Origin of the sequence: Phycicoccus sp. Soil803 (assembly GCF_001429685.1) — a bacterium.
In the GTDB taxonomy this organism is placed as follows: Bacteria; Actinomycetota; Actinomycetes; order Actinomycetales; family Dermatophilaceae; genus Pedococcus.
Genome location: NZ_LMST01000001.1, coordinates 3,425,019 through 3,441,340, shown reverse-complemented (window position 1 = coordinate 3,441,340; position 16,322 = coordinate 3,425,019). Strand labels below are relative to the sequence as shown.

At 71.9% G+C, this 16,322-nt stretch carries 19 protein-coding genes; 15 read left to right on the top strand and 4 right to left on the bottom strand.

Annotated features, from left to right (window positions below):
• Nucleotides 1–61 precede the first annotated feature (61 nt).
• The gene (dapE, locus tag ASG95_RS15950) at nt 62–1,153 is read left to right on the top strand and encodes a succinyl-diaminopimelate desuccinylase (protein WP_057378099.1); all 1,092 of its coding nucleotides are present in this window, start codon (nt 62–64) and stop codon (nt 1,151–1,153) included.
• A gap of 70 nt (nt 1,154–1,223) precedes the next feature.
• Here dapE and ASG95_RS15945 read toward each other — a convergent pair whose 3' ends face one another.
• Nucleotides 1,224–2,576, bottom strand: a complete 1,353-nt coding sequence (locus ASG95_RS15945; RefSeq protein WP_057378098.1) for a serine hydrolase — start codon at nt 2,574–2,576, stop codon at nt 1,224–1,226.
• A gap of 63 nt (nt 2,577–2,639) precedes the next feature.
• On the opposite strand from ASG95_RS15945, the gene ASG95_RS15940 reads away from it, so the two are divergent.
• The 7 genes from ASG95_RS15940 to ASG95_RS15910 all read left to right on the top strand — a co-directional run bounded on the left by ASG95_RS15940 (nt 2,640) and on the right by ASG95_RS15910 (nt 7,616).
• The gene (locus ASG95_RS15940; RefSeq protein WP_082592688.1) at nt 2,640–3,437 is read left to right on the top strand and encodes a TIGR00730 family Rossman fold protein; all 798 of its coding nucleotides are present in this window, start codon (nt 2,640–2,642) and stop codon (nt 3,435–3,437) included.
• A gap of 103 nt (nt 3,438–3,540) precedes the next feature.
• Entirely contained in the window at nt 3,541–3,786 is a 246-nt protein-coding gene (locus ASG95_RS15935) for a hypothetical protein (protein WP_057378097.1), read from the top strand.
• Nucleotides 3,787–3,823: 37 nt separating this feature from the next.
• Complete coding sequence (locus ASG95_RS15930) at nt 3,824–4,093, top strand: DivIVA domain-containing protein (protein WP_056923911.1); 270 nt, start codon at nt 3,824–3,826, stop codon at nt 4,091–4,093.
• A gap of 4 nt (nt 4,094–4,097) precedes the next feature.
• Nucleotides 4,098–4,577 (top strand): SRPBCC family protein, encoded by a 480-nt coding sequence (locus tag ASG95_RS15925; RefSeq protein ID WP_057378096.1) that lies wholly within the window; start codon nt 4,098–4,100, stop codon nt 4,575–4,577.
• Nucleotides 4,574–5,155, top strand: a complete 582-nt coding sequence (locus ASG95_RS15920; protein ID WP_057378095.1) for a DNA-3-methyladenine glycosylase I — start codon at nt 4,574–4,576, stop codon at nt 5,153–5,155. Before ASG95_RS15925 ends, ASG95_RS15920 begins: the two co-directional genes overlap by 4 nt.
• Nucleotides 5,155–6,345: a hypothetical protein gene (locus tag ASG95_RS15915; RefSeq protein WP_157582160.1), complete on the top strand. Its 1,191-nt coding sequence runs from the start codon at nt 5,155–5,157 to the stop codon at nt 6,343–6,345. The genes ASG95_RS15920 and ASG95_RS15915 overlap by 1 nt, the downstream gene beginning before the upstream one ends.
• Nucleotides 6,342–7,616: a hypothetical protein gene (locus tag ASG95_RS15910; protein WP_056923907.1), complete on the top strand. Its 1,275-nt coding sequence runs from the start codon at nt 6,342–6,344 to the stop codon at nt 7,614–7,616. Before ASG95_RS15915 ends, ASG95_RS15910 begins: the two co-directional genes overlap by 4 nt.
• A gap of 81 nt (nt 7,617–7,697) precedes the next feature.
• Here the strand turns inward: ASG95_RS15910 and ASG95_RS15905 are convergent, their stop codons facing one another.
• Nucleotides 7,698–8,519 carry an enoyl-CoA hydratase/isomerase family protein gene (locus tag ASG95_RS15905; RefSeq protein WP_057378093.1) on the bottom strand — a complete coding sequence of 274 codons (822 nt, stop codon included), beginning with the start codon at nt 8,517–8,519 and terminating at the stop codon, nt 7,698–7,700.
• Between the two features lie 154 nt (nt 8,520–8,673).
• On the opposite strand from ASG95_RS15905, the gene ASG95_RS20960 reads away from it, so the two are divergent.
• The 3 genes from ASG95_RS20960 (at nt 8,674) to ASG95_RS15895 (ending at nt 10,828) form a co-directional block, all read left to right on the top strand.
• The gene (locus ASG95_RS20960; RefSeq protein ID WP_082592686.1) at nt 8,674–8,847 is read left to right on the top strand and encodes a DUF3117 domain-containing protein; all 174 of its coding nucleotides are present in this window, start codon (nt 8,674–8,676) and stop codon (nt 8,845–8,847) included.
• 104 nt (nt 8,848–8,951) lie between these two features.
• Entirely contained in the window at nt 8,952–10,475 is a 1,524-nt protein-coding gene (locus ASG95_RS15900; protein ID WP_057378092.1) for a M17 family metallopeptidase, read from the top strand.
• The gene (locus tag ASG95_RS15895; protein WP_057378091.1) at nt 10,472–10,828 is read left to right on the top strand and encodes a hypothetical protein; all 357 of its coding nucleotides are present in this window, start codon (nt 10,472–10,474) and stop codon (nt 10,826–10,828) included. Before ASG95_RS15900 ends, ASG95_RS15895 begins: the two co-directional genes overlap by 4 nt.
• Before the next feature lie 87 nt (nt 10,829–10,915).
• Here ASG95_RS15895 and ASG95_RS15890 read toward each other — a convergent pair whose 3' ends face one another.
• Nucleotides 10,916–11,548: an O-methyltransferase gene (locus tag ASG95_RS15890; protein ID WP_056923904.1), complete on the bottom strand. Its 633-nt coding sequence runs from the start codon at nt 11,546–11,548 to the stop codon at nt 10,916–10,918.
• 166 nt (nt 11,549–11,714) lie between these two features.
• Here ASG95_RS15890 and sigE point away from each other — a divergent pair, with 166 nt between their 5' ends.
• From sigE to ASG95_RS15870, 4 genes are read left to right on the top strand one after another with little or no spacing between them, the layout of a single operon-like run.
• On the top strand, nt 11,715–12,362 hold the full coding sequence (sigE, locus tag ASG95_RS15885) for an RNA polymerase sigma factor SigE (protein ID WP_200961368.1): 648 nt from the start codon (nt 11,715–11,717) through the stop codon (nt 12,360–12,362).
• The gene (locus tag ASG95_RS15880; protein ID WP_057378090.1) at nt 12,359–12,988 is read left to right on the top strand and encodes a hypothetical protein; all 630 of its coding nucleotides are present in this window, start codon (nt 12,359–12,361) and stop codon (nt 12,986–12,988) included. The genes sigE and ASG95_RS15880 overlap by 4 nt, the downstream gene beginning before the upstream one ends.
• A complete protein-coding gene (locus ASG95_RS15875) occupies nt 12,985–14,676 on the top strand; it encodes a trypsin-like peptidase domain-containing protein (RefSeq protein WP_057378089.1) in 1,692 nt (563 codons plus the stop codon). The genes ASG95_RS15880 and ASG95_RS15875 overlap by 4 nt, the downstream gene beginning before the upstream one ends.
• Nucleotides 14,677–14,689: 13 nt before the next feature.
• Nucleotides 14,690–15,040 (top strand): twin-arginine translocase TatA/TatE family subunit, encoded by a 351-nt coding sequence (locus ASG95_RS15870; protein ID WP_056923901.1) that lies wholly within the window; start codon nt 14,690–14,692, stop codon nt 15,038–15,040.
• Nucleotides 15,041–15,113: 73 nt separating this feature from the next.
• Here the strand turns inward: ASG95_RS15870 and ASG95_RS15865 are convergent, their stop codons facing one another.
• Entirely contained in the window at nt 15,114–16,316 is a 1,203-nt protein-coding gene (locus ASG95_RS15865; protein WP_082592684.1) for an Mrp/NBP35 family ATP-binding protein, read from the bottom strand.
• Between the last annotated feature and the right edge of the window lie 6 nt (nt 16,317–16,322).

Genomic DNA, 16,322 nt, shown 5'->3' with positions numbered 1-16,322 from the left:
TGCCCGAGCCAGGTCCGACTGCCGGTCGGCGCGCTCGCTCACGGTGGATATGGTGGCGGGCATGGCGAACCCCACGACCACCGCGACTCCTGCCCTCGACCTGTCTGCGGACATCGTCACCCTCACGGCGGCCTTGTGCGACATCGAGTCAGTGAGCCGCGACGAGGCGGCCGTGTGCGACGCCATCGAGGCGGCGCTCGCCCCACTCGGGCACCTGGCCGTCACGCGGATCGGCAACACCCTGGTCGCCCGCACCGAGCTCGGTCGCGACGAACGGGTCGTCCTCGCGGGCCACATCGACACGGTCCCGCTCACCAAGGCGCCCGCCAACCTGCCCACCCGGCGGGACGGCGACGACCTCGTGGGCCGGGGCACCGTCGACATGAAGGGTGGCGTGGCGGTCCAGCTCAAGGCGGCCCTGGTCGCCGAGCCAAGTCGCGACCTCACCTTCGTGTTCTACGAGGGCGAGGAGATCGACAGCCAGTTCAACGGCCTGCTCCACGTGCAGCAGCAGCGCCCTGAGCTGATCGAGGACGCCGACTTCGCGGTGCTGCTGGAGCCGACGGCCAGCCAGGTCGAGGGCGGCTGCAAGGGCACCCTGCGCGTCGACGTGACGGTCAAGGGTGTCGCCGCCCACTCGGCCCGTCCGTGGAACGGCCGCAACGCCATCCACGACGCGACCGCGGTGCTGACCCGGTTGACCGCCTACGAGACCTCGACCGTGACCGTCGACGGGCTCGACTACCACGAGGCCATGAACGCCACCGGCATTCGCGGCGGCATCGCCGGCAACGTCATCCCCGACGAGTGCGTCATCACGGTCAACTACCGCTACGCCCCCGACAAGTCCGCCGACGAGGCCCTGCTCCACGTGAAGGACCTGTTCGAGGGCTACGAGGTGCTCTGCCTCGACAACGCTCCCGGCGCCCGCCCCGGCCTCGACCTGCCAGCAGCCAAGGCCTTCGTCGACGCGCTCGCGGTGCCGGTCATCGCCAAGGAGGGCTGGACCGACGTGGCGCGGTTCTCCGGGATGGGGATCGCCGCCGTGAACTTCGGGCCGGGTGACCCCAACCTCGCCCACCACGACGACGAGCGGGTGCCGGTGGGTCAGCTCGAGTCGGCCGAGGCCGCGCTGCTGCGCTGGCTCGCCTGACGCCGCGGCGCCGGATGCGGCGCCGCCCAGGCACGAGGAGTATGCCGCCGGGGCCGGCCCCGGCGCGGCGTCACCCGTCCAGCGGCTCGCCGAACCCCAGCGGCGCCCGGCTGACGAGGTAGGTCGCCCAGTTCAGCTTCACCACCGCGCCGTCGGCGTCGTAGGTGACCCGCAGCGTCTCACCGCGTTCGCGACCCGAGACGGTACGGAACGTGCTGTCGTCGATGCGCTCGAAGACCGACGGAGCGCGGTCCGACGGTGCGTTGTCGGCCCGCGCCTCGAGCCGGCCCTCGCGGACCGAGAAGGTGTAGCCGGACCCCTCGGAGAACCACCGGCCCAGCAGGGGAGCCAGGTCGTCGGGCACGGAGGTGCCCGGCCGCCACGGCTCGGCCTCCGCGGGGTCGTGCTCGAGGACGTGCTCACCAAGGGCGATCGCGAAGGCAGCAGGGTCGGGGGAGGACGAGCTGTTCATCAGGACGATCCCGCCGGTGCCGCTCTCGCGGTGCGTGAACACCCCGGTCACCTGGCCCGGCATCCCTCCGGTGTGCCCGACCCAGGTCCGCTTGCCGGGCGAGCGCATCAGGAAGAAGCCCAGTCCCATCGCACCGCCCCAGTCGTCCGGGTCGACCATCAGCTGCGGTTGGCACATCTCCTCGAGGGTGTCGGGCGAGAGGACGGCGGAGTCGGGGTCGGCCACGAAGCCGGACCACTTCGCGAGGTCGGTGACGGTGCTGGCCAGGGCACCGCACGGACCCATCGCCCGCAGGTCGACCACGGGCTCGACGCGGGGCACGTCGTGGAACGGCTGCACGTGGTAGCCGGTCGCCCGGGGTCCGTCGTCGAAGCCCACGGTGGTGCGGGTCATGCCCAGGGGGTCGAGGATCCGCGCCTTCAGCGACTCCTCCCAGGCGCGGCCGTCGAGGCGCTCCACGAGCTGGCCCAACACGGCATACACGACGTTGGAGTAGTGCCAGTGGTCGTGCGGCCGACCGACGCGCTCGATCGAGTTGAAGTCGCGCACGAGGGTTGCGGCGTCGGGCTGGTCGAGGGTCTCCCAGACGTCGCCCAGTGGTTCGCGGGCCAGGCCGGTCGCGTGGGAGAGGGCCTGACGCACGGTCGCCCGGTGCTTCACCTCGGGCAGGTGCTGGTCGAGGGTGTCGTCGAGGTCGAGCCGACCCTCGTCCCGCAGCGCCATCACGAGCACGGCCGTGAAGGTCTTGGTGTTCGAGGCAACGAGGAACTGGTCGTCCGGGCCGGGCACGCGGGGGGTGGCCACGTCGACGGTGCCGACCCCGTCGGACCACAGGAGCTCGCCGTGGCGGACGACGGCTGCCGCGAGGCCGGGCACCCGACCGGTGCGCTGGCGGTCGATGGCGATGTCACGCAGCCGTCGGACGGTGGTGTCCTGCAAGGTGGTCTCCACGCCATCGACCCTAGCGACCACGGTCCGCGCAGGCGGCCCGTGCCGCTCGCGTAGGTTGGCTCCGTGACCGACGAGACGCAGACCTCCGGCGCCACCGAGCGCGACGACGACTATCCCGGGTTCGACTACCACACGGGTCCGGTGACCCTGCGTGGTTCGCGGGTGCCGGGGACGACCACCGACCAGCGGCTCCTCGACAGCCGCGGCCCGACCGACTGGGTGCATGCCGACCCGTGGCGCGTCATGCGGATCCAGAGCGAGTTCGTCGAGGGCTTCGGGGCGCTGGCCGAGCTCGGGCCCGCCGTGAGCGTCTTCGGGTCGGCGCGCACCAAGCCCGGCACCCCCTTCTACGAGCTGGCCACCCAGGTGGGGCGTCGCCTCGTGGAGCAGGGGTATGCCGTGATCACCGGTGGCGGGCCCGGCGCCATGGAGGCGGCCAACAAGGGTGCCCGTGACGCCGGGGGCGCGTCGGTCGGCCTCGGCATCGAGCTGCCGTTCGAGCAGGGACTCAACGAACACGTGAACCTCGGGGTGAACTTCCGCTACTTCTTCGCCCGCAAGACGATGTTCGTGAAGTACGCGCAGGGGTTCATCGTCCTGCCCGGTGGCTTCGGGACGCTGGACGAGCTGTTCGAGGCGGTGACGCTGGTGCAGACCCAGAAGGTCACGTCGTTCCCGATCGTGCTGATGGGCACCGAGTACTGGGGCGGCCTCTTCGACTGGCTGCGCGGCACCGTCCTCGAGGCCGGCACCGTCAGCCCGAAGGACGTCGACCTGCTCCACCTCACCGACGACGTGGACGAGGCGGTCCGGCTCGTGACCGAGGCCGACGACGACGTCGCACCGAAGCGCCCCGAGTAGACCCCCGAGTCGTGCGTCCGGGCCCGCCCTGGCGCGTCCTCAGGCCCACGACTCGGAGATCGGGGGATGGACGGGACCGGTCCGCTCGGCCGATGATGGGTGCGTGACCATCTCGCCGCTGCCGCGTCATGGTGACGTCATCGTCGGTCGGGACGTCGCTGGTCGCACGCTGCGCATCTCCGGTCACCCGGAGTCCGGTCGGGTGGTCCTGTCGATCTGGCAGGACACCGTGTGCCGGGCCACCCTGCGCCTCGCCCCCGAGGACGTCCCCCAGTTCGTCGAGATGCTGACGCGCACCGCGATCAGCCAGTCCGACGACGACGTCCGTGACCTCGGTACGGCGGGCTGACTAGGTCGTCGTCAGCAACTCGTGCGACGATCGGCCGGTGATCTGGGTCCTCTTCATCGCCGTCGGCGTGCTCCTCGTCGGGGGGTTCGCCGCGCTCATCGTGGGGCGGGTCGGCTACGACCCCCTGTCCGAAGCCACCACGACCCAGGCCGACCCGGTGCTGTCCGAGGAGTTCGGCGCCGGGGAGATCGCAGCGGTGCGCTTCGACACCGCCCTGCGTGGCTACCGCATGGACCAGGTCGACGCCGTGCTCGACCAGCTCCAGACCAGGATCGCGGAGCTCGAGGCCGGGGACCAGCACCGCTGACCCCATGGCCGACTTCCACCTCACCCGCCTGTGCGCCGCGCCACCCGCGATGGTGTGGGACGTCGTGACCGACTTCGCGGCATACGGTGACTGGATGCCGTTGACCCGCATGCGGGTCGACCCGGGCGGACCCCGGCTGGGCTGGGGTTTCACGGGGGTCAGCGGAGTGGGGCGCGTGGGGTTCTCCGACTCGATGCTGGTGTCGGCGTGGGTGCCTCCGGGTGAGGACGGGCGCGGCTCGTTCCGCGTCGTCAAGACGGGACGGCTGCTCGGCGGCTGGGCCGAGGTCCTGGTCGAACCGGAGGGGGCCGGCACCCGTCTGCAGTGGCATGAGGACGTCGTGGTGAGGCCGCTGCCGTTCAAGCGGCTGTTCGCGCCGTTGCTGACCCGCGCGAGTGAACGTCTCTACGGTCGGGCGATCGACGCCATGCTGGCGCGCGCCGAGCAGCGAGCGCAGTCGGCGGGCTCGGAGGAACGGCGGTGAGCGGACTCGTCGTCGGCGCGGACGGCATCGCGCGTTGTGCCTGGGCGGGGTCGACGCCCGACTACCTCGACTACCACGACACCGAGTGGGGGGTGCCGGTCCACGGTGAGCGAGCCCTCTACGAGCGGCTCACCCTCGAGGCGTTCCAGTCGGGCCTGGCGTGGATCACGATCCTGCGCAAGCGCGAGGGGTTCCGCGCAGCCTTCGCCGGGTTCGACCCCGAGGTGGTGGCGCGGTTCGACGACGACGACCGGGCCCGGCTGATGGCCGACACCGGCATCGTCCGCAACCGGCTCAAGGTCGACGCCGCGATCAAGAACGCCGCAGCGGTGCTCGCGTTGCGCGAGGCAGGCGGGCTCGACGAGCTGGTCTGGTCGCACGCGCCCGAGCACCACACCCCACCGCAGACGACGGCGGACTTCCGGGCGACCTCGCCGGAGTCGGTTGCGCTGGCCAAGGCGCTGAAGAAGGCCGGCTTCGTCTTCGTCGGCCCCACGACGATGTATGCCGCGATGCAGGCCTGCGGGCTCGTGGACGACCACCTGGCCGGCTGCCACCGGGCGGGCGGAGCCCGATGATGCGCACCCTCGGTGTGAGGGTGGCGGTGGTCTACCTCGCGCTGCGGGCCGTGTCGGCGGTGCTGCTCGTCCTGGCCAGCCGCGACCAGGTCGTCATGCCCGACTGGACCGGGCCGACCGTCGAGCCGATGGACATGACCGTGCTGTGGGACGGCAGCTGGTACCGCTACATCGCCGAGCACGGCTACCCGCACGTCCTGCCGGTCGACCCCGGCAACGGTCACGTGTCCCAGAACGCCTGGGCGTTCTACCCGCTGTTCCCGATCCTGGCGCGGATGCTCATGTCCGTGACGCACCTCGGCTTCCCGGTCGTGGCCGCCACCCTCTCGCTGCTCTGTGGCCTGGGGGCGGCGCTCATCATGGGTCAGCTGCTGGCCGACCGCGTCGGCCCGCGGGTGGCGCTCGGGACCGTCGCGGTGTGGGGAGCCTTCCCCGCAGCCGTCTCGCTGCAGATCGCCTACACGGAGGCGATCGCCATGCTGGTGCTCTGCGGCCTGCTCTGGGCGCTGGTGCGACGCAACTGGGTGGTGACCGGCGCCCTGGCCCTCGTGCTCGGGGTGACCCGACCGATCGCCGTGCCCGTGGCGGTCGTCGTGGCGCTGGTGCTGCTTCTGCGCTGGCGTCGTCGCGCCGTCGACCCGATCAAGCCCGGTGAGTACGCCGCCGGGGCGTTCGCCCTCGTCGCCTCGGCCGTCGGTGCCGTGGCGTGGCCGTTGATCGCCTGGCAGGTGACCGGGGTGCGCAGTGCCTACACCGAGACCATGGCGGCCTGGCGGGTCGGCAACGTCATCACTCCGTTCAAGCCGTGGCTGGGCATGTCCCAGTGGACCTTCCGCGACTTCGCGAAGGGCGACGTCTACGGTCCCGTCGCCCTCGCTGCCCTGGCCACCACGATCATCGTGCTCACCTGTGGCCCCTGGGCGACCAGGCTGGGCCCCGAGCTGCGCGCCTGGTGCCTGGCCTACCCGGCCTACCTCGCCGTCGTCCTCGACCCGTTCACGAGCATCTTCCGCTACGCCATCCCGCTCTTCCCGCTGGTCGCGGTGGTCCTCGGCGGGGCGTGGGTCGAGCGGGGAGCCCGCCACCTCTGGACGAAGGTCAGCCTCCTCGTCGCCATCGGCATCGCCGGGCAGGCCATGTGGATCTGGAAGCTGCTTGTCTACGTGCCACCCTCGGACTACCCGCCGTGACCGTGACCGGGCTGCGCGCCGTCGTGACCTCCCAGGGGCGCAGCGCAGTGGGGAAGTGGGCACTGCGGCGTCCCGTCGTCTTCCTGCTCCTCGTGTATGCCGTGACCCGGGTCATCGCGCTGGTCGCCATGTGGGTGGCCGCGACGTGGTTCCAGACCCCTGCCGGGGTGGGCCACCTCGACCCGACCGTGGGCGACATCCTCGGCAACTGGGACAGCATCTGGTACCGACGCGTCGCGACCCAGGGCTACCCCGTCCCCCTGCCGGCCGACCCCGACACGGGCCTGCTGACCTACAGCGCGTGGGCTTTCTACCCGGCCTTCCCGTTGCTGGTCCGCGGACTGATGCTCACCGGCGTCTCGTTCGAGGTGGCCGGGGTGGGCCTCAACCTCGTGCTGGGTGCCGTCTGCACGCTGCTGGTCTGGCGCTGCTTCAACTTCGCGCTGCACGCCTCACCCCAGCCGGCCCGCGAACGCCTCGCCCTCGTGACCGGCGCGCTCTGGTGCCTCTACCCGGCCACGGGCATCCTCGTGATGCCCTACACCGAGGCGTTGGCCGGAGTGCTGATCGCCGGGTCGCTGCTCCTGCTGATGCAGCGGCGCTACGCCTGGGTCGTCGTCCTCGTGCTCGCGCTCGGGTTCACCCGGGCGGCGGCGCCCGGCATCGCGTGCGCAGCGATCGCCCACCTCGTGCTGCGGTGGCGCGACGACCGCGCGGCAGGGGTGTCACCCCTGCGTGGCCAGCGGGTGACGGCCGCCCTCATGCTCGTCGCGACCGGCGTCTCGTCGGTCGCGTGGCCGGTCGTGGTCGGCATCACCAGCGGCCTGCCGAGGGCGTTCTTCGACGTGCAGGCCGCGTGGGGGCAGAAGCCGGAGTCCGGCCCGTTCGTGCTCTGGCTGTCCTGGGCCTGGGACGCGCACGGCCTCGTCGGGGTGGTCATCCTCGTGGGGCTGGTTGCGACCTACATCGCGCTGATCCTCGGTCGGCACGGCCGGTGGCTGGCGGTCGAGCTGCGGGTCTGGGCGCTGGCCTACCCGTTGTACCTGCTCGCCGTGGTGCGCCCGATCACCAGCATGTGGCGCTTCCTGCTGCTCGACTTCCCGCTGGCGGCCGTGGTGGCCTCCGTGGCGATGCGGACGTCCACGGGCGCCAAGGTCGTGGCGCACTGGCGACGGCGGGTGGGCGTGGTCGCTCTGGTGCTCCTCGTGGGGCTCTTCTGGTTCACCTGCACCCTGCTGACCTACACGCCCTGGGCCTCCGCCCCACCCTGACCAGACGACTGTGCGTCTGTGGGAAGTGGAACTACCGGATATCCGGTAGTTCCACTTCCAACAGACGCGGTCGCGGAGGGGTCACTCGCCGGTGAAGACCGGCTTCTCCTTGGCGAGGAACGCGGCGACGGCCGCGCGGTGGTCGGCCGTCCCGCCGGTCAGCGTCATGTAGTCACCCTCGTTGGCCAGTGAGTCGCTCAGGCCGTGACCGGCGCTGAACGCGACGGCGCGGCGGATCGAGCCGTAGGCGAGCGTCGGCCCCGCGGCCAGCCTGGTGGCCAGCTGACCCACCGCGGCGTCGAACTCGTCCGGGGGGACGACGGTCGTGACCAGGCCCAGGGACAGGCACTCCTCGGCGGGGACCGTGCGCGGGAGCAGCAACAGCTCCTTGGCCTTCGCGGGGCCGACGAACCGCTGCAGCGACCACGACGTGCCGGAGTCGCACGACAGGGCGATCCCGGCGAAGGCCAGGTTGAAGCCGGCGGTGTCGACCATCACCCGGAAGTCGGCCGCCAGCGCGAACCCGGCCCCAGCGCCTGCCGCCACCCCGTTGACCGCCGCGACGACCGGCTTGTTCATCGTCGCCAGGAGCTCGACGACGGGGTTGTAGTGCCGGGCCACGGTGTCCCAGAGCGAGGGGTCGTCGTTCTGGAGGAGGGTGATGTGCTCACGCAGGTCCTGCCCGACGCAGAAGGCGCGACCGCTGCCGGTCAGGACGACGCAGCGCACGCTGGGGTCCTCGGCGACCTCCGTCAGGGCGCTGACCAGCGCGTCCTTCGTGGCGATGTCCAGGGAGTTCATCGACTCGGGCCGGTTGAGGCGGACCGTGGCCACCCCGCCGTCGCGCTCGACGAGGACGAGGGAGCTCGGCTGGGTGGTCGCGTCGGTGGTCGTGTCGGTCATGCCGTCATCCTGCCGGACCGTCGTCGGACCCGGATTTCGCCTGTGAGGTGGTTCACGGGATAATGGAGCAAATCTGGCGCGCGCGGGACTGATCACAGGCACTGGCGTGGATCCGCGTGGCCAGCAGCAGACCACGCCAAACGGAAGGACACTCATGGCGGCAATGAAGCCGAGGACCGGCGACGGCCCGCTCGAGGTGACCAAGGAAGGTCGCGGCATCGTCCTGCGCATGCCCCTCGAGGGTGGCGGCCGACTCGTCGTCGAGATGACTCCTGACGAGGTCCGCGCCCTCGGCGACGCGATCACCAACTGCGAGGGCCTGAAGTAGTCCCCACCGCACGTTTCGAGGACCCCCATCGGCAGCTGCCGGCGGGGGTCCTCGCGCGTGCAGGGTATGCCGCGGGCGAGAGGCAGGTGGGTAGGGTCGAGTCCGTGCGTGCACCCGAACTGCTCGACCCCGCAGCCAGCGACTGGACCATCTCGGCAGAGCCGCTGGCCGACGTCCTGGCCGACCTCGACCCCGTCGACCTGCTGCTGGCCCTCCCGGTGCCCACCGGGGGAGTGCGCCCGACGGGGGCGACCGCCAAGGCGCTGGCCCTGGTCGGCCTGGACGCCGTCGAGGTGTCGGCCACCTACGAGCCCAGGTCCGAGGCCGGGTCGGTCACGACCATCCCGCTCCCGCCGGGCGAGCGTCCAGCCCGCAAGGTGCTCCTGGTGGGGGTGGCCGCTGCCACTGCTGCCGACCTGCGCGCTGCCGGTGCCGCGCTCGGCCGAGCAGGCAAGGGTCACGCGGCGCTGGTGACGACGGTCGGCGGTGGCACGTCCCGGGCCGGCCAGGCGGCGCTCGCCGAGGGTCTGGCCCTCGGCGGCTACTCCAGCCCGCGGTGGGTCCGCGACGACGCCACGCCGGCCTCCACCCCTGCCGCGCAGGTCGCCCTCGTCGGTTCCTACGACGAGCCGTCCGTGCGGCACTCGGTCGTGCGGGCCCGCGCCACCATGCTCGCCCGCAACCTCGCCGTCGTCCCCTCCAACACCAAGAACCCCGCCTGGGTCGCCGCCCAGGCCAGGACCCTGGCGGGCCGAAGTGGGCTCGACGTGCGCGTCTGGACCGAGCGTGAGCTGAAGACAGAGGGCTTCGGCGGCCTGCTGGCGGTCGGCGCCGCCTCCGCGACCCCTCCGCGCCTCGTGCAGCTCGACTACGCACCCGAAGGTGCCACTACCCGGACGCCGCGGGTCGTGCTGGTCGGCAAGGGCATCACCTTCGACACCGGAGGCCTCGACATCAAGCCCGCCGACGGCATGCTGGCGATGAAGACCGACATGAGTGGCGCCGGCATCGTGCTGGCGGTGCTGGCCGCCTGCCGTGAGCTCGCGGTGCCGGTGAAGGTGACCGGGCTCCTGGCCCTCGCCGAGAACGGCGTCGGCGGCGCGGCATACCGGCCCGGTGACGTCGTCACCCAGTACGGCGGCCGGACCGTCGAGATCGGCAACACCGACGCGGAAGGGCGGATCGTGATGGCCGACGCCCTCGCCTACGCGGACCTGCGCCTCGACCCCACGGTGCTCCTCGACATCGCCACCCTCACGGGCGCCGCCCGCGTGGCGCTCGGTCGGTCGATGGCCCCGGTCTACGCGACCGAGGACGGCCTCACCCGTGCGCTCGTGGCGGCGGGGGAGGCGACCGGCGAGCTGCTCTGGCCGATGCCGCTGGTGGAGGACTACCGCGCCAACCTCGACAGCGACGTGGCCGACATCAACCACATCGCGGGCATGGGAGGCGGTGGCGGCTCGATCTCGGCAGCATTGTTCCTGCGCGAGTTCGTGGGCGCGCGACGCTGGGCACACCTCGACATCGCCGGGGTGGGTCGTTCCGACGTCGACCGCGGACTCCTCACCAAGGGCGGGACGGGTTTCGGTGCCCGCCTGCTGCTCACCTGGCTGGAGGAGATGACATGAACGCGGGATACGGACTGAGCGTGCGCTGGTCCCTGGAGTCCGCCCCCGAAGGCGTCGAGCAGGAGCTGCGCGACTACGTCGTCGGCACCTCGATGGCCAAGTTCATGTTCCTCGACGGCCTCGCCTTCAAGACCTGGCGGATGGTCGAGGGGCGGTGGTTCGAGGGCACCTACGTCTTCGACGAGAAGGTCTACCGCGACGACTTCCAGCGCGAGTTCTCCGCCACGGCCGCCGAGTCGGCGGGCAGCGGCATCATCGGCTCTGCGCCGACCCTGATCGAGCCCTTCGAGGTGGTCGCGATCGCCGAGGGCCCCGGACGGTTCCGTCGCGGACCCGGCCCCGGCACCGCCTGACCCTAACCGCAAACAGCGCTCCTGTTGGGAGGGGAACTACCGGATATCCGGTAGTTCCCCTCCCAACAGGAGCCAGCGGTCGGGGGATCAGCGCTTGACGGCCGCCAGCACGCCGTCGCCCACGGGCAGCAGCGCGGGGATGAGGCGCTCGTCGTCGCGCAGCGCCTTGCCGAGGTCGCGCAGCACCGAGGTCTGCTCGTCGCGTGCGGCCGGGTCGGCCACCTTGTCGTGCCAGAGCATGTTGTCGAGCACGAGCACGCCACCGGAGCGCAGCAGGCGGATGCCGTGGCTGACGTACTCCGGGTACTCCACCTTGTCGCCGTCGATCACGACCATGTCGTAGGCGCCGTCGGTCATGCGGGGGAGCACGTCGAGCGCCCGACCCGTGATGACTCGAGTGCGCTGGTGGGCGATCCCTGCCTCGGCGTAGGCCTTCCTCGCCACGCCCTGGTGCTCGGCCTCGACGTCGATCGTGGTGAGGATGCCGTCCTCGGGCATGCCCTGGAGCATCCACAGCCCGGAGGTGCCCGCGCCGGTGCCCACCTCCACGACCGACTTGGCCTTGACCGCAGCCGCGAGGAGTCGCAGCAGCACCCCCGCGCCGTTGCCGACCGGAGTGGCCCCCAGCTCCTCGCCCCGGCGCCGCGCCGACTCGATCACCTCGTTCTCGGTGACGAACTCCTCGGCGTAGGCCCAGCTGGCCGGCTTCTGTGCGCTCATGCGCCAAACCCTACTGCCGCGAACGCCGCGAACCGGGCACCGCGGCATACAGGGAACGCTCAGGTTGTTGGGGAACGATGCAAGCCATTCGGTCGTCTGGACCGAATGACAGGTGTGCGCCGCCCGGCGCTCGACGGAGGTGAGGGACGTGACCGCGACCGACACGATCGGTACGGCCCGGCAGGACGTCCAGGGGGACGCCCAGGAGGGACCCGCGTGGGTCCCGCCGACCTGGGAAGAGATCGTCGAGCAGCACTCGGCCCGCGTCTACCGCCTGGCCTACCGGCTCACCGGCAACCCGCACGACGCCGAGGACCTCACCCACGACGTCTTCATCCGGGTGTTCCGCTCGCTGCACAGCTACCAGCCGGGCACCTTCGAGGGCTGGCTGCACCGCATCACCACCAACGTGTTCCTCGACAAGATGCGGCGCAAGCAGCGCATCCGGTTCGACGCGCTGTCCGACGAGTCCGCCGCCCGCCTGCCCACCCGTGAGGCCGGTCCCGAGGCCGCGTTCGAGGCCACCCACTTCGACGACGACGTGCAGCGCGCGCTCGACGCCCTCTCGCCGGACTTCCGGGCTGCCGTCGTGCTGTGCGACATCGAGGGTCTGTCCTACGAGGAGATCGCGGCGACACTGGGCGTCAAGCTAGGCACCGTGCGCTCGCGGATCCACCGTGGTCGCGCCCAGCTGCGCGAGGCGCTCGCGCACCGTGACCCCAAGCTCGCCCGTCCCGCCGTGGACGCCGACCGTGCGCCCGTGACCAAGCGCCGGATCCCGGTGCTCGGCCGGGCGGTGCCGGGATCACGGTGAGCCGCCCGGGGTGGACCGGCGTCGCGAGTGCTTCGTTCAGCCCGCGCGGCCGGTGCCTCGGCGACCAGCTGACCTCCTATGCCGACCGGGCGATGGACGACGCGACCCTGCTGCGCTGGGACCGCCACGTCGTGGCCTGCCAGTGCTGCCGCGCCGCTGTGGACGAGGAACGCCGAGTCCTCACCGCGCTGCGCTCCTCGGCCGGCTCCCCGATCCCCGGTGACCTGCGCGGGATGCTCCTCGCCCTCGCCACGCACATGCCGTCCCCCGGCCCCGACGGCACGAGTGCGACCCGGGCCCCGCTGCTCCCGCCCATCCCGGTCGCGCCGGTCCCGGTCGTCGACCGCGGCACCCCCGCGCTGCACCGGTCGGCCGGTCGGGCGACCGTCTACGCCGGGCTCGCCGCCGGGGCCACGGCCGCCGCGGCGCTGAGCCTCGTGGTGAGCGGTGGCCTGACCTCGACCAACCCCACCGCACCCCCTGTCGTGCAACGCGCCAAGCCGGTCAGCCCCGGTTTCGCGACGGCTGCCTTCACGGTGCCCGGGCTCGGGGGCTCCGCGCCCGGCCCCTCTGCCACACCCTCTGTGGGCACGGTGCGTGGTCGTTCGGCACAATCGTCTCCATGAGCGACGAGCGAGACCCGGCAGGCCACGACCGGCCGACGCCCGCCGACCCTGCCGCCGACTCGCCCGAGGTCCGTCCCGAGCCCACAGCCGAGCCGACCTCCGAGCCCACCGCCGAGCTGACCCCTGAGGCTCCCGCTCCCGTCACCGAACCGGTCTGGGACCCCTGGGCCCCACCCGGACGTGGCAGCGGAGACCACACCCAGCCCGTCGACCTGACGCACACCCGGGAGATCCAGGGTCAGCCGGTCCACGGTGCCGCCGACGGCGCGACGACCGGCGCGCCGTCGACCTCCGACGCCCCCGGCAGCGGACCCGTCTGGGCCGCGGAGCCCACCGGGTGGCCCTTCGACGACGTTCAGGCGCACAGCGCGGACGTCCCCGTCGGTGCGTCCTCGGCGCCCGCGCCGACCGGTTTCCCGACCGAGCCAGCCAGCCACGCGGCACACGCCTCCGCCCAGCCCGCCACGAGCGAGGGCTGGGACCCGATCAGCAGCCCCAGCGCGGACGCCGGGTATGCCGGCCAGCCGACCCCGTGGGTCGGGCAGCGCCCGCCCGAGGCCACGGCTCCCCAGCAGAAGGGACCCGGCTGGGGTGCCCTGGTGGCCGTTGCCGCCGTCGCCGCCCTGGTGGCAGCGGGTCTCGGTGGCGTGTTCGGTGGCTGGCTGGGGGCGACCGGACGGGTCGACTTCGGCCGGCTCGACCGCACGCCGTCGTCGATCCCCTCGGCCGGCGCGGGCTCGACCGCCCGGCCTGCGGGGTCGATCGCCAACATCGCGGCCAACGCGCTGCCGAGCGTCGTGACCATCAAGGTCGAGGGTGCTGACGGCGGTGGCACCGGATCAGGCTTCGTGCTCGACCGCGACGGCCACATCATCACCAACAACCACGTGGTCGCGAGCGCCGCGAGCCGCGGCACCATCAAGGTGGAGCTGTCCGACGGCACCGAGATCGACGCCACCATCGCCGGCCGCGACGGCTCCTACGACCTGGCCGTGCTCAAGACCGACCGCACCGACCTCGTGCCGCTGGTGATGGGTTCGTCCAAGGACGTCGTCGTCGGCGACCAGGTGATCGCGGTCGGTGCACCCCTCGGGCTCGAGTCCACCGTGACCAGCGGCATCGTCAGCGCGCTCAACCGACCGGTCAGCCCCGGTGGTGACGGCAACCAGCAGTCGTTCATCAACGCGATCCAGACCGACGCCGCGATCAACCCGGGGAACAGCGGGGGACCGCTGCTCAACATGGCCGGTCAGGTGATCGGCGTGAACTCCGCCATCGCGCGCATCCCGGGGGCCACCGACACCCAGTCGGGCAACATCGGCGTGGGGTTCTCCATCCCGAGCGACCAGGTCATCAAGACGGCGGAACAGCTCATCAAGACCGGTTCGGCCCAGCACCCGGTGATCGGGGTGGTGCTCGACCGTGAGTTCACCGGTGACGGGGTGCGGATCCTGGCCAAGGAGAGCGACACGAGCGGTCCGCCGGTGGACCCCCAGGGCCCGGCCGGCAAGGCCGGGATCAAGCCCGGCGACGTCATCGTCGAGTTCGACGGCCGCCGCGTGACCGATCCCGACGACCTCGTCGTGGCGATCCGGGCCAAGAGCGTGGGTGACGACGTGTCGATGAAGGTGCGCCGCGGCAGTGAGACGATCAGCGTCACCCTGACCCTGTCCGGCTCGGGCAAGTAGGAGAGGGCACGCCATGGCGAGCATCAACGGCTGGGAGTTCATCGCCCTCATCGTGCTGGCGGTGGTGATCCTCGGTCCCGAACGACTGCCGGAGTATGCCGCGAAGCTCGGTCGCCTGGTGCGCCAGGCGCGGGCGATGGCCGAGGGCGCCAAGGGCCAGCTGCGGGAGCAGATGGGGCCGGAGTTCGACGACATCGACTGGCGCCAGTACGACCCGCGCCAGTACGACCCGCGACGCATCGTCCGGGAGGCCCTGCTCGACCCCAACCCGGCCGACGCCGACCGGACTCCGCCCACCTACGCCACCAGCACCGGCGGTTTCGACGCGACCAAGCCGACGCCCTACGACGACGACGCGACCTGACGAAACCCCCACGGGTTCGAGGTGAACACGCCGGGAGTTCCGGGCGTGTTCACCTCGAACCGCGGGAAGGCGGCTAGCGGCCGACGGGGGACAGGCCCAGCGAGCGACCGGCCAGCCCGCGGGACCGGGTCGCCAGACCACGCGAGATCGCGCGCAGCGACACCGCGGCCGGCGACTCGGGGTTGCGCAGCACGACCGGGGTGCCCTGGTCGGCGCCTTCACGGAGGTTGACGTCGAGGGGGATCTGGCCGAGCAGTGGCACGTCGGCGCCGACCGCGCGGGTGAGGGAGTCGGCCACGGCCTGACCGCCACCCGACCCGAAGATCTCCTGGCGCGAACCGTCCGGCAGCTCGAGCCAGGACATGTTCTCGATCACCCCGACGATGCGCTGGTGGGTCTGCAGCGCAATGGATCCCGCGCGCTCGGCGACCTCGGCGGCAGCCTGCTGCGGAGTGGTCACGACCAGGATCTCAGCGGTCGGGATCAACTGGGCCACGGAGATGGCGATGTCGCCGGTGCCCGGGGGGAGGTCGAGCAGGAGGACGTCGAGGTCGCCCCAGAAGACGTCGCCGAGGAACTGCTGGAGCGCGCGGTGCAGCATCGGTCCGCGCCACACCACGGGCTGGTTGCCGGGCACGAACATCCCGATCGAGATGACCTTCACCTCGTGGGCGATCGGCGGCAGGATCATGTCGTCGACCTGCGTCGGCCGGTGCTCGACGCCGAGCATCCGCGGCACCGAGAAGCCGTAGACGTCCGCGTCCACCACCCCCACCCGCAACCCGCTCTGGGCGAGCGAGGCGGCGAGGTTGACCGTGACCGAGGACTTGCCGACGCCGCCCTTGCCGGAGGCCACGGCATACACCCGCGTGAGCGAGCCGGGCTTCGCGAAGGGGATCTCGCGCTCGGCGGTGCCACCCCGCAGCTGCTGGCGCAGCGCCACGCGCTGCTCGTCGCTCATCACGCCCAGCGTGACGTCGACGCCGGTGACCCCGGGCACCTTGGCCAGGGCCGCGGTGGTGTCCTTGGTCAGCGTGTCCTTCATCGGGCAGCCCGAGACGGTGAGGAGGATGGTCACGGCGACCCGGCCGCCGGCATCGACCGTGACGCTCTCGACCATGCCGAGCTCGGTGACGGGCTTGCGGATCTCAGGGTCGATGACGGTCGACAGGGCCTGGTGGAGGGCGTCGTCGGTCACCGGGGCGGCCGCAGACCCGCTGTCGCTGACGGCGTCGCTCTGGGCGTCGCTCGAGGTGTCGCTGGGGCTGGGGCACATGCCCCC

Excerpts from the sequence above, each read along its gene's own strand:
- ASG95_RS15865 (WP_082592684.1), bottom strand. The coding sequence starts at position 16,316 with ATGTGCCCCAGCCCCAGCGACACCTCGAGCGACGCCCAGAGCGACGCC.
- ASG95_RS15905 (WP_057378093.1), bottom strand. The coding sequence starts at position 8,519 with ATGACCGACACGACCACCGACGCGACCACCCAGCCGAGCTCCCTCGTC.
- ASG95_RS15895 (WP_057378091.1), top strand. The coding sequence starts at position 10,472 with ATGAACGCGGGATACGGACTGAGCGTGCGCTGGTCCCTGGAGTCCGCC.
- ASG95_RS15890 (WP_056923904.1), bottom strand. The coding sequence starts at position 11,548 with ATGAGCGCACAGAAGCCGGCCAGCTGGGCCTACGCCGAGGAGTTCGTC.
- ASG95_RS15870 (WP_056923901.1), top strand. The coding sequence starts at position 14,690 with ATGGCGAGCATCAACGGCTGGGAGTTCATCGCCCTCATCGTGCTGGCG.
- ASG95_RS15915 (WP_157582160.1), top strand. The coding sequence starts at position 5,155 with ATGCGCACCCTCGGTGTGAGGGTGGCGGTGGTCTACCTCGCGCTGCGG.
- ASG95_RS20960 (WP_082592686.1), top strand. The coding sequence starts at position 8,674 with ATGGCGGCAATGAAGCCGAGGACCGGCGACGGCCCGCTCGAGGTGACC.
- ASG95_RS15925 (WP_057378096.1), top strand. The coding sequence starts at position 4,098 with ATGGCCGACTTCCACCTCACCCGCCTGTGCGCCGCGCCACCCGCGATG.
- dapE (WP_057378099.1), top strand. The coding sequence starts at position 62 with ATGGCGAACCCCACGACCACCGCGACTCCTGCCCTCGACCTGTCTGCG.
- ASG95_RS15875 (WP_057378089.1), top strand. The coding sequence starts at position 12,985 with ATGAGCGACGAGCGAGACCCGGCAGGCCACGACCGGCCGACGCCCGCC.